This is a genomic window from Ruegeria sp. BH8 (assembly GCF_056538065.1).
In genome coordinates this window covers 1-13,753 of sequence record NZ_JBQFSP010000014.1, presented here as the reverse complement: position 1 = coordinate 13,753, position 13,753 = coordinate 1, and the positions used below count along the sequence as shown (strand labels likewise).

The window sequence follows — 13,753 nt, the reverse complement described above, 5'->3', positions numbered from 1 at the left end:
CGAAACGAACTATTGGCCGGGCTGTATACTGCTGTGCGGCGAAACGAATGGCAACGTTTCCAACTGTCAGAATACCAAACCAATGACGGTTCGCGTGTGGCGTAAGAATAATAAGATCTGCCGAGATCGCCGAAACGGGTGGTTTTGGTCACAATAAGGGTTGGTAAGGATGCCAGATTTATCAGAATATAGCCGGTTGGCCCGTGAAATCTCTGTCGATGCCGTGGCATTGGTGCCGGGTCCGAATTTCGACCGAGCCATGGGCAAGTCTTTCATGACCAACGAACGCCCCATCGTGGTTGTGATCCCCGCATCAGGAGAACCCGCTGCCGTTGTTCCAAATCTGGAACTTGGCTCGTGGGATCAATTAAGGTTCGAAGGAGCGGTATTCGATTGGCGGGATGAGGCGGGTTACAAAGGGGCTTTCACCGCTTTGGCGAACCACCTGAGCATCGCGTCCCTTGCAGTTGAAGGGCAGGTCATGCGTGTTTTTGTCTCTGACGCGCTGACCGAAGCTATGCCTGGGTTACAAATAACTGATGCGGAACACCAAATCTCGAACCTGCGACTGATCAAGTCCAGCAAGGATGTGGCCTCCATGCAAGCTGCGATCACCATCTCGGAACGTGCGCTTGAGCGGGTTATCGGAACGGTACACGCAGGTCAGACCGAGAAACAGATCGAACAGGATTTGATCCAGGCAATGTTTGCCGAAGGCGCCGATTCACTGGCCTTTACACCGATTGTGGTCGCTGCCGACAACTCGGCCCGACCACATGGGAAAGCGCGTTTGGATTATCGGATTCAAACCGGCGATGCGCTGCTCTTTGACTTTGGCGCGCGCAAGGATGGATTTGTCGCGGATATCACGCGAACCTTTTTCGTTGGCGAAGTCTCAGATGAGGGCAAGGCTGTCTACGAAACTGTATTGCGAGCAAATCAGATGGGTCTGAACGTGTGTCGCCCCGGTGTGACGGCCCATGATATCGATGATGCTGTCATCGGCGTTCTTGAAGCATCCCCTTTCGCCAATCGCATCCGCACCAAGACAGGCCACGGATTGGGTCGGGATGTGCACGAGGCTCCATATATCATGCGCGGAAACAACCAGGTAATGCGCGCAGGCATGGTCTGGACCAACGAACCGGGTCTGTATGACCTAGGCAATTTCGGTGTCCGTATTGAAGATGACGTCTTGGTCACAGAAGACGGATGCCTATCACTGACCAGTTTCCCGAAAGAGCTTATTGTCCTGGGGGCGGGACGTCGATAACCGGGCTGTCCCAGCCACACGGTTGGGGTCAGTGAATGGCAGCCAACATGATGCGGGTTGGATATGTCGCAAAGCACTGATTGTGAGGCATTGTCTTGGCAATCGCAGGGCACGGGTTCCCCTTCTACCATGTCTTATCAAGTACAGGAAGTTGGGCTATTGTACCTAGCATTGCGCCTACACATGACGCGTCTAAAGCGCTGGCAACCGGTTTCATATGGATGTTGCGAATTACAGGCAAAAAGACGCGTTGACCACAAACCTGAAAGGTGACCCATGTCTTTCTCAAGCCGTTCTTCAATTTCGCGACGCCGCTTCCTTGCCACGACAACCGCTGGTGCGGCGGCAATTACCCTGCACCCGTTTTCGGTGGCGGCGGCCAATAGTCAGGCGCATCTGCGCATCATGGAAACCACCGATATCCATGTCCATGTGTTTCCTTATGATTATTATGCGGACAAACCCCGCGACACGGTGGGCCTGTCCCGCACAGCTTCGATCATCAACGAAGTCCGATCTGAGGCGACAAACTCGATCTTGGTGGACAACGGCGATTTTCTGCAAGGCAATCCGATGGGCGACTACATCGCTTACGAGCGCGGCATGAAGGACGGCGACAGCCATCCCATCATCACGGCCTTCAATACGGTCGGGTATGATGCCGCGACGCTGGGCAATCACGAGTTCAACTACGGTCTGGAGTTCTTGGACAAGGCTTTGGCCGGTGCCGAGTTCCCTGTTGTTCTGGCAAACGTCGCCAAGGAAAAAGGTGCAAACCCGCGTGACGACAAGACCCTTGTTCAGGCCTATGCCATTCTCGACCGTGAAATCGAGATGGGCGACGGCACCAAACATCCGATCAGGATCGGTGTCATCGGTTTTACCCCGCCACAAATCGTGAACTGGGACCGCAGGCACCTGGAGGGCAATGTTCAGGCCCGCGATATCGTCGAGACGGCTCAGGCCTATGTGCCCGAGATGAAGGAACAGGGATGTGACCTGATCATCGCCCTGTCGCATTCGGGGATCGGGGGGGCCGATCATGAGGACGGCATGGAAAACGCATCGGTGGTTCTGGCAGGGGTCGACGGGATCGACGCGCTGGTCACCGGCCACAATCACCTGGTTTTCCCGTCACCGACATTTGCTGACCGCCCCGGGATCGACGTGGAAAAAGGCACGCTGATGGGCAAACCTGCCGTCATGGGCGGTTTCTGGGGGTCGCATCTTGGCCTGCTGGACCTGCTTTTGGAACGGGACGGCAATGAATGGCGCGTCGTTACCACAACTTCCGAGGCGCGACCGATTTCCAAACGTAACGAAGATCGATCAATCACCGCTCTGGTCGAAGATGATCAGAAGGTTCTGGAATCGGTTGCGAAAGCTCATGACGAAACGCTGGCCTATGTTCGGCGCGCGGTCGGCAAGACCTCGGCCCCGCTGCACAGCTATTTTGCGTTGGTCGCGGATGATCCGTCTGTGCAGATCGTCTCAATCGCGCAGAAATGGTATGTCGAAGACATGCTGAAAGGCACCGAGCATGAAGGGCTGCCAATCCTGTCTGCGGCAGCACCGTTCAAGGCTGGTGGCCGAGGGGGTCCGGAGTATTACACCGATGTCCCGGTCGGGGACGTTGCCATCAAGAACGTGGCCGATCTGTACCTCTATCCAAACACGGTCCGCGCTGTTCGCGTGAACGGGGCGCAGGTGCGTGGCTGGCTGGAACGCTCGGCCGGTATGTTCAATCAGGTCGAAGCTGGGTCCAAGGATGCGATCCTTCTGAACCCCGAGTTCCCATCGTACAATTTCGACGTGATGGACGGTGTGACCTATCAGATCGACCTGTCGCAACCGTCGCGCTTTGGACCAAAGGGCGAAGAGGTGAACCCCGACGCAGCACGGATCGTGAACCTTGCCTTCAATGGAGCGCCTGTTACGGATGACATGGAGTTCATCATTGCCACCAACAATTACCGTGCATCCGGTGGTGGCGCGTTCCCGGGCGCAATGGGCGACACGATCGTGTTCGAAGCACCGGACACCAACCGCGACGTCATTGTGCGCTACATTGTCGAACAGGGCACAATCGATCCCAAAGCGGATGCCAATTGGTCGTTTTCGCCGCTGGCGGACACCACGGTGTTGTTCGAGACGGGTCCAAAAGCCCGCGACTATATGGGCGACGTCAAAGGTGTGGCAATCGAGGACGCCGGGGAAGGCGCCGACGGTTTCGCAGCCTTCCGCATTAAGCTCTGATCCAAAAGAAATGTCGCAACGATAACCTGACCCGCCACCTTGGTAACTCGGTGGCGGGTTTGCGCTGAACACCCGTACAGCTCGAAGGCACTGCCCCTGCAGAGTCAGATGCTACATTTTCAATTCGCGTTCCCGACAAGCGTCGTGGCGGCAGGTCATAGAACTTAGCGAACCGTTTGATCGCCAACTGAACTTCTGCGCTCCCAGTTCTGTCAAAGAAGCTGAATGGGTGAAGGCAGGGGCAAGTTGGTGAAATCTGTATTCAAGGATCTCGCGGCAAAGGGAGATTGAATATCCTATGGCAGGTAAAAAGTAGTCGCCTGCTGAACGGCATCTTGTTTCTCAGTTTTTTGCAAAGACCACGGACTGCGATCTGTAGAGCACAGCAACAAAAGGTCTTTCAGCTTCTGAACTACATTCGATACCATGAAAGACTCCGCTCTGTTGATTTTGAGTTCCTGTAATCCCGTCAGTTTGTTCAGTCTCATTTGTACCAGAGGCCGAATTGAAGATTTTGCCTTTCCCGTTACTTTCGTCAGCGTTTTAAGCCTGAGTGCAGTTGGATATTACAACGCCATGGGCCAAATCCAAATTCTATTGTACGCCGTGCGCCATCGGACTCGTTGTCTTACGTCGCACTTTGGGGTCTTCGTCGCTGTCTCGGCCAGCCTCTTTTTACGAACTGGCGAGTTTTGACTGATCCGACGTGTCAACTCTCGGCCTTGATAGCAGCGATCACAATGTCGATTGCGTGGTCCAGATCCGATTGCGAGATGGTCAGCGGCGGCGACAGTGTCAGAACGCATCCCTGACTGATCTTATAGCTCAAACCGGCCTGCAGACAGGCGTAGTAAATCCGTTCGGCACGCGCATTGCCCGGTATCTTTTCAACGCGATCATCAACGATTTCGACCCCGAACATCAAACCCCTTCCCCGGATGTCTCCGACGGTGGGTACGTTCTGAAGTTCGTCCATCAGACGACCAATTGCGTGCTCACCCAGCATGGCCGACCGATGAACCAACCCCTCATCTTCGATGATCTGAAGTGTTGTCAAAGCGGCCCGCGCGGTGACCGGGTTCTTTTCGTGTGTGTAATGACCAATGGCAAAATCCCCGCAAACATCCAATTGTTTGCGAGTAACACATGCGGCAATGGGAAGGATACCACCGCCAAGCGCTTTTCCAAGCGTCACAATGTCGGGAATGATCTCGTCATGTTCAAAGGCGAACATCCTGCCGGTTTTGCCAAGGCCGGTCGGGATTTCATCCATGATCAAAAGCGCGCCGTGACGATTGCACGCCTCGCGCACGGATTTCCAAAACCCCGGCGGTGGCACATAGGGCACCGCACGCATGGGTTCGGCTATGACCGCCGCCACATCTCCTTCACGCTCCAGAACATATTCGACCATTTTCGCGCAGGCCAACCCGCAGGTTTCCGGTCCCGCGTGATTGTATGGGCACCGGTAGCAGGCGAAAGGCGCGACATGTTCAGTCCCCGACAAGAGGGGGCCCGCGATATGACTGCGGAACGTCGCCTCGCCACCGACGCTTGCGGCGCCGAAGCCCGCACCGTGGAAGGCATCCCAGAAGCTGATTGTTTTGAACCGACCGGTCGCGGCACGCGCGATTTTGAGGGCAACCTCGTTGGCGTCAGAGCCGCCAGTGGTAAAGAGCATCTTCCCCAGATCGCCAGGCACGATATCTGCCAGTTTTTCTGCCAAATCCACTGCCGGGTCATTGGTAAAGCGGCGGGGTGCAAAAGGAAGATCATCAAGCTGCGCTTTGATGGCGGCTATCAGACGCGGGTGCCCATAGCCTATGTGGTGCACCGAGTTGCCATGGAAATCCATGTACCGGCGACCCTCCATATCCTCGATCCAGATCCCCTCGGCCTTTGCAATAGTGCTGACGCAGGGTGATGACAGAGATTGATGCAGAAACACATCCGCATCGCGTTTGAGCAGAGGTGCCGACTTCGGTCCCATGGACTTTCGCAACCATGCCTTGCGCGCTTCGGATGTGTTTGATTCCCCTTCCGTGTGGACAATCTGTGGCATGTCCGCTCCTCATTTCTGTCATCAAAAGATGCGGGCCCCAAAAGGCCCGCCAGTATCAGGGAGGATATGAGGCGCCCTTCCCGTCTGTGGGGAAAGGGCGCAAGGTTTAGTTGGGCCAGGGCAGCGAATAGGTTTTGACGTTGGTGAAAAACTTCATCGCCTCGATAACACCCTCCTTCACGCCGTTTCCGCTGTCCTTGATGCCGCCAAAGGGTGACATTTCAATGCGGTAACCCGGCTGTTCCCAGATGTTGCAGGTGCCGACATTCAACCCGTTGATAAAGGCGATGGCCCTGTTCAGGTCATTGGTGCAGACCCCAGAAGACAGGCCGAACTCGGTCGAATTCGAGATCGCCATCACCTCTTCGTCGTTGTCTGGTACGCGCACGATCGGCACGATAGGACCGAAAGTTTCTTCCATCACCAGCTCGCTGTCATGGGGAACCTTGTCGACAACGATAGGCGGCAGCAATGCGCCCTGACGGCCCGGGTGATACAAGATTTCTGCACCCTCTTTCTCAGCCTGCAGAACGCGGTTCTCGAATATCTCCGCGGCTTTGTCGTGGATCACACACCCCAGCTCGGTTTCGGGGTCTTGCGGATCGCCGAATTTGATCTTCTTGGCCTTCTCCAGAACCAGCGGCACAAACTTGTCGGCCACACTTTCCTGCACGAGGATGCGCTTGACTGCCGTACACCGCTGACCGGAGTTTCCGGTCGCACCCGCCACTGCAATTGTTGCGGCTTTGTCCAAATCCGCATCGCTGAGGTCATTCAGAACGATCAGAGGATCGTTACCCCCAAGTTCCAGCGCCTGCCGCTTGTAGACGCCTTTCTCAGCGATCAACTTGCCCACCGGCACACCCCCGGTGAAGGTGATGATGTCGATATGTTCATTGGTGATCATCTCATCGCCAATGTCAGCCGGCCAGCCGGTCACCACTTGGAACATCTCATGCGGCAGGCCTGCTTCATAAAGTATGTCGGCCAATGTCAGCGCAGTCAGCGGCGTCAGTTCCGTGGGCTTGCAAACCATGCAATTATTGGTCGCAATCGACGGCGCGATTTTGTGGCTAACCATATTCAAAGGGTGATTGAACGGGGTGATCGCACTGATTGCTTTCACCGGCTCTCGGGTGGTGAAAATCTTGCGGGCTTTGCCATTGTGGGTCAGATCGCAGGAAAAGATCTCGCCATCGTCCTTTAGCGCCTCAGCCGCCGCAAACTGATAAACATCCTGTGCGCGTTTGGTTTCGTAGATCGCATGCTGGTGGCAGATGCCCAGCTCCAACGTCAGCCATTTCGCAAGGTAATCGCGTTTCTCGCCGATCAGCTCGCCTGCGCGCTGCAAAATCTGGCTGCGCTCGTACCGGGTCAGTTTAGGTTTGTAATTCGCCGCGATTTCGAATGCCCTGCGTGCGTGTTCTGCGGTGCCAGCGGGAACATGGCCCACGACCTCGTTGGTGTACGGGTAAAGAACAGGAATGGTTTCATCGGTAAAGACGATTTCGCCACCGATCCGCATTCCTTCGTTACGTACTTCGATTTTCGACATGGTCTGGTCTTTCATGGCTTACTGTGCCGCCGCTGTAGTTGCGTAGAAAAAGGCATCAAAGTTGCGCAGCACGGGTTGGTTTGGCAGGTCGATGACACGGTTCACGATGAAGGGAACTTCTTGTTCCGTCAAACCACCATGGCTGCGCAGGGGCTCTTTGAGCGCTGCCAGATCGTGGCGATGCTCGGACGTTCCGATGCAAATGTTTTCGCCAGAAACCATCACAATGTCGCCAATCCGATCACCGGGCAATTCGAACCGTTCAATGGCCTGAGCCTTGGTCAGCACATGGGTGATCCCTTCGGTCGCCTTGAGTTTGGCAATGATGTCACTCTGATCCGCGCCATCCGGCAGGTAAGCGGTCGCGAACGAACCCAGTGCACCATGATGCACGACATAGGGGTCAGTGATCGGAAGGATGACCCGCGCCGCATCCTTGCCCAGCCATTCGTCCATCAGGTCCTGCACATAGACGACCGAAGGGGATCCATCTGCCAGGTGCTTAGGCTTCATGCCATGATCAGCCGTCACCACGATGGCGGCCCCCAATGCGTCCAACTCGCCCAGATAGCGGTCGAACATGGCGTAGAAATCAAGTGCGCCCTTTTGATCGGGTGCAAACTTGTGCTGGATATAGTCGGTAGTCGACAAATACATGACGTCGGGCTTGAACTCTTTCAGCAGCTTGACGCCAGCAGCAAAAACGAATTCCGACAGCTCGGCCGAGTATACCTCGGGCACGTCCATACCCAACCATTTGCTGGCATTGTCGATGCCATGTTCCTCAAGCGTCGTTTCGCCCGAACGCTCAGAAGAGAATGCAACCGCCCTGCCCTCGTCAAACTTCAGCCCGGCACCAAGCAGCGCGCGAAGCTTGTCCTTGGCGGTTACCATCGCCACGCGGAAACCTGCATCATAGAACTGTGAGAAGATGGTCGGCGCGCGCAGGAAGCGGACATCGTTCATCATAACCTCTTCACCGGTGTCGGGATCAATAAGGTAGTTGCCGCAGATTCCATGCACGATCGGCGGACGCCCGGTGGCAATCGAAAGATTGTTGGGGTTGGTGAACGACGGAATAACAGAATGCGCCAGACGGTCTGTACCTTCCTCCCGCATCCGTTTGAGGTTGGGCATCAGCCCTTTCGCAATCGCCACGTCGAGGTATTCAGGTTCACATCCATCAAGGCAGATGGCAATTGCGGGCACCTTCGGCGTTGGGTAGACGCGCTCATTTGCTTCGACAGGGGTTTGAATGGTCATCTGTGTTTTCCTTGATTTTTATGCGGCCAACTTGGCGCGTTCTTCCAGTGCCCGGAGAGGAGGCGCAGCGCTTGTCACGCCCATTTCTTCCAGAGATTCTTTTGCAGCGATCACAACTTTACGCATGACATCTTCGTCCATCTGGCCGATGCAACCGACGCGGAAACTGTCGACGACAGTCAGCTTGCCCGGGTAGATAATGAACCCTTTTTCTTTCATCCGGTTATAGAACTGATCAAAAACGAAATTCTCATCAGCCGGGCAGAAGAAGGTAACGATGATCGGGCTCAACCAACGATTATCCAGCAGTGTTTCGAAACCCAGTTCCCGCATGCCCGCGACCATGACGTCCCGGTTGCGGGTATAGCGGGCGCCTCGACCTGCAACACCGCCTTCGGCAGTGTGCGCCCGAAGTGCCTCGATGAAGGCCGCAACCACATGCGTCGGCGGGGTAAACCGCCACTGTCCCGTTTTGTTCATATGCGCCCACTGCGCATACACATCCAGAGACAGCGAATGACTGTTGCCTTTTGCGGCTTCCAGCTCGGTCTTGCGCGCCACGATGAACCCGAAACCCGGAACGCCCTCGATGCATTTGTTCGCCGAAGACACCATGGCCTCGTAACGAATTTCAGTTGGTTTGAGCTCAATCGCTCCAAAGGCGGACATCGAGTCAATCAAGAGCTTGCGCCCGGCGGCATATGTGACCTCCGAAATCTCTTCGACCGGGTTCAGAATGCCCGAGCTGGTTTCGCAGTGAATGGCGACGACATGCGTGATGTCCGGGTCATCCGCGAGAATGCGCGCAACCTCATCACCCCTCGGCGGCAGGTAATCGCCTTTGTCCAACACAACATGATCACGACCCAGGTACTGCAACGTTTGTGCTGAACGCTGCCCGTAGGCACCATTTGCCAATACCAACGCCTTTCCGTCTCGCGGAATAAAGGATGCCAGCATCGCCTCGACGGAAAACGATCCGCTGCCTTGCATCGGTACGCAATCGAACGCGTCGGCACCCTCGCCAAGCAGGTTCAGCAGGCTTGACCGCACCTCCCGCGTCATGGCGCGGAAATCATCGTCCCAGCTACCCCAGTCACGTAACATTGCCTCTTTGACCGCGTAGGACGTTGTCAAAGGACCGGGCGTCAAAAGGTAGGGTTCACCAAGGCGCGGTTGCTCTAATTTTGGTTTGGATGGCGTCATTACCAGGCTCCAGAACAGCGTTTTCAGGAACACAATTGCAGCAACGCTTGCTATATGTGAAATTGCAATTATCAATCTAATCATAAGCGCAGCCTATGAACGCATCTACAGGGAACTGCCATGCGACACAGCCAGTTGAAAGCCTTTCATTACGTGGCCAAACATGGGGGATTCTCCCGTGCGGCAGAGGCTTTGTATCTGACCCAGCCAGCGATTTCCGAGCAGGTCCGAAAACTGGAACAGGATCACGACCTGCTGCTGTTCCAGCGTGAACGAAAACGCGTGAACCTGACGCCCGAAGGCGAACAGCTTTACAGATTCACAAAACAATATTTCGAGATCGAAGATCAGATTGAGGATTACCTCTCTGAAACCAAAGCCGCGATCGATGGTGAATTAAGGATTATTGCCGATTCAGCGCATCACATGACATCTTTTCTAGGTTCGTTCCAAAAGAAATACCCGAAAATCACGATCACTGTGCGATCCGGCAACACCGAAGAAATCCTGGAAGAGCTTCGGTCTTACAATGCGGAAATCGGCGTTGTTGGCAGCCTGTCTCCTGGCAAGGACATGGACGTATTGAATTTGGGGTCCACTGAAATTGTGGCCTTTGCTGCCCGGGGCGTGCTGTTGGCATCCAAACCCACCCTGACCCTGGAGGAGCTTGCCGAGTTGCCCCTGATTTTCAGAGAGCACGGGTCAAAAACACGCGAGAAACTGGAAGAAGCCGCCGAGAAACAAGGTATCAGGTTAAACCCGGCGATTGTTGCTGAAGGCCGAGAGGCCGTTCGCGAACTTGTTGCCTCGGGTGCAGGTATCGGTTTTGTTTCTCAGGCGGAATATGGGCACGATGATCGATTGCGGCAAATCAAATTGAAGGGCGTGAATCTGCAAATGGGTGAGAGCATGATTTCCCTTTCCCAGCGTCGTGACGTCAAGATCATACGTGCGTTTATGGATTTTGCGGAGCGGGTGCATAAGGAGAAGGAAACCCCCGCAGATATGTGATCTGCGGGGGTATTGAGTTTTTTGTGTGGATTACCTGCTGCGCCAGGCCTGTGTGCGGGCCAGGATGCCTTTTGATGCCATCAGATGAAAGATCCGGGCGGCTGCGTTGGTGTAGAAGATCATCATGCCCATTGCGGCTGCGGGTGCGATATCCCCGGCATCATCCATGTTCAGCACCGCGATGGACGCGAGTGTGGTTTTGGGTGAGTAGAGGAACACAACCGCCGACACGGTCGTCATCGCGTTGACGAACAGATAGATCGAGATGTCCAGCACCGCAGGCAGGCAGACCGGCACCGTCACGCGGGCAAACAGCTTCATTGTTGGCTGTTTGAGAGAGGCCGACACCGACTCGAACTCTTTATCCATCTGCTTGAGAGCGGTGACCGCCGTCAGGTGCGATACGGTATAGAAATGCGTCACCGTGCAAACCACCAGGATCGCCATGGTGCCGTAGATCGCATTGAACGGATTGGACGGGTTGTTGAAGAAGAAGATATACGACAGTCCCAGAACCATGCCCGGGATGGCCATCGGCAGCATGGCGAACATCTGAAAGATCGACCGCCCGGTTTTGAAGCCGTTCGATTTTTCCACCAGGTACGCCCCGAAGAAGACAACCGTCGTGCCGATCACCGCCGTCAGGAAAGCCAGTTTGATCGAGTTGAAATACGACCCCCAGCCGCCGCCATCCATCTTGTCGAACTGGTAGTTCTTGAGGCTCAGGCTCAGATCGTAGGGCCAGAACTTGATCAGCGCCGCAAACTGACACACGGCCAGAAGACCAACGATGAACAGGCCGATCAAACTGCAGTAGATCAGGAATATGCGATCAGTCTTTGGGTTTGGTGTTGCCTGATATGGAACCGAACGCGCAGACAGCAGCGCCACCTGCTTGGACTGAACCATCCGGTCGATGGCAAAAGCCAGAATTGCGGGGATGACCAGAACCACCGAGACCACGGCGCCCATCTCAAAGTTCTGCTGGCCGATCACCTGTTTGTAGATATCCACGGCAAGCACGTTGAACTGGCCGCCGATCACCTTTGGCAGGCCAAAATCGGTGATCACCAGATTGAACACGACAAAGGCTGCGGAAATCAGGCCATAGCGCGCGCCGGGTATGGTAACGGTCCAGAATGTCCGCCAGGGGGTTGAGCGCAAGCTGACAGCGGCCTCGTACAACCGCGCATCCGATATCGCGAGCGCGGTCGATATGATCAGGAACGCGTGTGGAAAGGTAAAGAAGACCGATCCGATCACGATGCCTATGGGGCCGTAGATACTGGCGCCGAACAGCAACTCCTTGATCATCCCCTGATTGCCGAACAGGTAGACCAGCGCGATGCCCGGCAGCAGCGAGGGAACCAGAATCGGCGCCATCGCGATCAGGCGAAAGACCCCCTTGAACCGCATGCAGCTTCGGTTCAGCGCATAGGCAAACCAGAACGCCAGCGTCACCGTAACGATTGTGCTGACAACCGAAATCCAAAGGGAATTCTTGATCGAGTTGAACAGGGCCGGGGTTGAGAAGTAGTTGATGAAGTTGCCCAGACCCCGCGCTTGAACCGGCCGCATCTGCACCCGGCGGAACGTGTTGGAATCAAGCTCGACCCAATCGGTGCCTTCGTTCAAAGTCGACCCGACCAGAAAGCGCCCGGCCTCCGTCGTGTTCCGCATCTGGTACATGACCGGGCTGCGAAAGCTGAAATCCGGAAAGAACCCGGTCACCGGCAAACGCCCGTCCGAGCCGGTTGTCAGATCGGTGTCGGAATACACCCCCAATTGCCTGTTCAGTTCGTCAGCCGTCAGGATCGTTCCGTCGAACACACCCGCTTCATCACTGACCTGAAACTCATACTGGGACAGCTCGACCCGGTAGGTCGAGAAGGACTTGGAAAGCATCGTGTAAAGCGGCAGCGCCAGTGTCACGATCAGATAGAGCGCGATCACCATCATGCTTCCGCGCATCAGGATGTCATCGCGGCTGAGCCTGGGCCTGATATCCGGCCCGACAGGCAATGTGTCGTGATTGGTCGACATCGTGCTCATGCCGCAGCCTCCGGAAGGTCAAACGCCATCAGGCGGTTCTCGGGAAGCTCGATCACCATGCTGCACCCCTCTTCCAGCTCAAGACGACGCACGGCGTTGATCGAAAAATCCGCGATCAGTTCAGAAGATCCGAACCGCTCGTTGTTCAGGCGGCAGCGCCAGAACGAGCCCAGAAACTCCATTTCATCAAGCGTGACCTCGATGCAGTTCCGATTGCCGCCCGTGTCAAGATAACCAGCTTCATGAGGGATGATGTCTTCGGGACGAATGGCTGCGATGACCGGAGTGCCATCATTGAACGTGTGGCTGAGGCAGGCAAAGGTCTTTTCCCCGACGCTCAACCGCCCGCCTTTGGTGACCTGAGATCGGATCTGGTTCATTTCACCGATAAAGTCGGCCACGAACAGGTTGGCCGGTTCGCGGTAGATCTCCGTGGGCGATCCGACTTGTTCAATCACCCCGTGGTTCATCACCACGATGCGGTCGGCCATGGCCAGCGCTTCTTCCTGATCGTGCGTCACCATCACGGTGGTCACACCCAGCTTGCGCTGCAATTCCTTGATCTCATGCCGCAGGTGAACGCGCACCTTGGCGTCCAGCGCCGACAGGGGTTCGTCCAGCAGCAGCAAACCGGGATTGGTTGCAATGGCGCGGGCCAGAGCAATCCTCTGCTGCTGGCCACCGGACAATTGTGCCGGGTATTTCCTGCCCTGATCCGGCAGACCAACAAGGTTCAACAGCTCGCTCACCCGAACTGCGATATCCGACTTGCTGCGGCCCGTGTTTTCAAGGCCAAATGCGATGTTCTTTTCGATCGTCAGGTTCGGGAACAGCGCATAGGACTGAAACACAATCCCGAAATCACGCTCGGACGGGGGCAGGTTGGAGACGTCCTTGCCATCCTGCATAACCGTACCCTTGGTCTGCAGATCCAGCCCGGCAATCGCCCGCAACAAGGTGGTCTTGCCGCAGCCGGACGGGCCAAGGAAACAAATGAATTCACCTTCTTTGATTTCAAGAGAGATGTCCTTGAGTGCCAGAAAGCTGCCGAACGCTTTCCACAAATTCTGGATGC

The 13,753-nt window shown here is 55.6% G+C and carries 9 protein-coding genes; 3 read left to right on the top strand and 6 right to left on the bottom strand.

From position 1 onward, the window contains the following. Nucleotides 1–169: 169 nt before the first annotated feature. The gene (locus tag ACR0AD_RS17945; protein ID WP_480488781.1) at nt 170–1,273 is read left to right on the top strand and encodes a M24 family metallopeptidase; all 1,104 of its coding nucleotides are present in this window, start codon (nt 170–172) and stop codon (nt 1,271–1,273) included. 276 nt (nt 1,274–1,549) lie between these two features. After that, nucleotides 1,550–3,529: a bifunctional 2',3'-cyclic-nucleotide 2'-phosphodiesterase/3'-nucleotidase gene (locus ACR0AD_RS17940; protein ID WP_480488779.1), complete on the top strand. Its 1,980-nt coding sequence runs from the start codon at nt 1,550–1,552 to the stop codon at nt 3,527–3,529. A gap of 709 nt (nt 3,530–4,238) precedes the next feature. On the opposite strand, the gene pbfA is transcribed toward ACR0AD_RS17940, so the two are convergent. The 4 genes from pbfA to ACR0AD_RS17920 form a co-directional block, all read right to left on the bottom strand. After that, nucleotides 4,239–5,591 carry a (R)-1-hydroxy-2-aminoethylphosphonate ammonia-lyase gene (gene pbfA / locus ACR0AD_RS17935; RefSeq protein ID WP_480488777.1) on the bottom strand — a complete coding sequence of 451 codons (1,353 nt, stop codon included), beginning with the start codon at nt 5,589–5,591 and terminating at the stop codon, nt 4,239–4,241. A 106-nt stretch (nt 5,592–5,697) separates the two neighbouring features. Then, nucleotides 5,698–7,146 (bottom strand): phosphonoacetaldehyde dehydrogenase, encoded by a 1,449-nt coding sequence (gene phnY / locus ACR0AD_RS17930; RefSeq protein WP_480495829.1) that lies wholly within the window; start codon nt 7,144–7,146, stop codon nt 5,698–5,700. Between the two features lie 18 nt (nt 7,147–7,164). Then, nucleotides 7,165–8,409, bottom strand: coding sequence for a phosphonoacetate hydrolase (gene phnA / locus ACR0AD_RS17925; protein ID WP_480484613.1), 1,245 nt, complete (start codon nt 8,407–8,409; stop codon nt 7,165–7,167). An 18-nt stretch (nt 8,410–8,427) separates the two neighbouring features. Further along, entirely contained in the window at nt 8,428–9,615 is a 1,188-nt protein-coding gene (locus ACR0AD_RS17920) for a 2-aminoethylphosphonate--pyruvate transaminase (protein ID WP_480484612.1), read from the bottom strand. A 120-nt stretch (nt 9,616–9,735) separates the two neighbouring features. Between ACR0AD_RS17920 and ACR0AD_RS17915 the strand changes: the two genes are divergently transcribed. Further along, nucleotides 9,736–10,626: a LysR substrate-binding domain-containing protein gene (locus tag ACR0AD_RS17915; protein ID WP_480484611.1), complete on the top strand. Its 891-nt coding sequence runs from the start codon at nt 9,736–9,738 to the stop codon at nt 10,624–10,626. Between the two features lie 30 nt (nt 10,627–10,656). Here the strand turns inward: ACR0AD_RS17915 and ACR0AD_RS17910 are convergent, their stop codons facing one another. Next, a complete protein-coding gene (locus ACR0AD_RS17910; RefSeq protein WP_480484610.1) occupies nt 10,657–12,678 on the bottom strand; it encodes a putative 2-aminoethylphosphonate ABC transporter permease subunit in 2,022 nt (673 codons plus the stop codon). After that, nucleotides 12,675–13,751, bottom strand: a complete 1,077-nt coding sequence (locus ACR0AD_RS17905; protein WP_480488775.1) for a putative 2-aminoethylphosphonate ABC transporter ATP-binding protein — start codon at nt 13,749–13,751, stop codon at nt 12,675–12,677. Before ACR0AD_RS17905 ends, ACR0AD_RS17910 begins: the two co-directional genes overlap by 4 nt. Nucleotides 13,752–13,753 lie beyond the last annotated feature (2 nt).

What these genes read in the sequence shown, in the direction of transcription:
- ACR0AD_RS17945 (WP_480488781.1), top strand. Translation starts at nt 170, where the DNA reads ATGCCAGATTTATCAGAATATAGCCGGTTGGCCCGTGAAATCTCTGTC.
- ACR0AD_RS17940 (WP_480488779.1), top strand. Translation starts at nt 1,550, where the DNA reads ATGTCTTTCTCAAGCCGTTCTTCAATTTCGCGACGCCGCTTCCTTGCC.
- pbfA (WP_480488777.1), bottom strand. Translation starts at nt 5,591, where the DNA reads ATGCCACAGATTGTCCACACGGAAGGGGAATCAAACACATCCGAAGCG.
- phnY (WP_480495829.1), bottom strand. Translation starts at nt 7,146, where the DNA reads ATGTCGAAAATCGAAGTACGTAACGAAGGAATGCGGATCGGTGGCGAA.
- phnA (WP_480484613.1), bottom strand. Translation starts at nt 8,409, where the DNA reads ATGACCATTCAAACCCCTGTCGAAGCAAATGAGCGCGTCTACCCAACG.
- ACR0AD_RS17920 (WP_480484612.1), bottom strand. Translation starts at nt 9,615, where the DNA reads ATGACGCCATCCAAACCAAAATTAGAGCAACCGCGCCTTGGTGAACCC.
- ACR0AD_RS17915 (WP_480484611.1), top strand. Translation starts at nt 9,736, where the DNA reads ATGCGACACAGCCAGTTGAAAGCCTTTCATTACGTGGCCAAACATGGG.
- ACR0AD_RS17910 (WP_480484610.1), bottom strand. Translation starts at nt 12,678, where the DNA reads ATGAGCACGATGTCGACCAATCACGACACATTGCCTGTCGGGCCGGAT.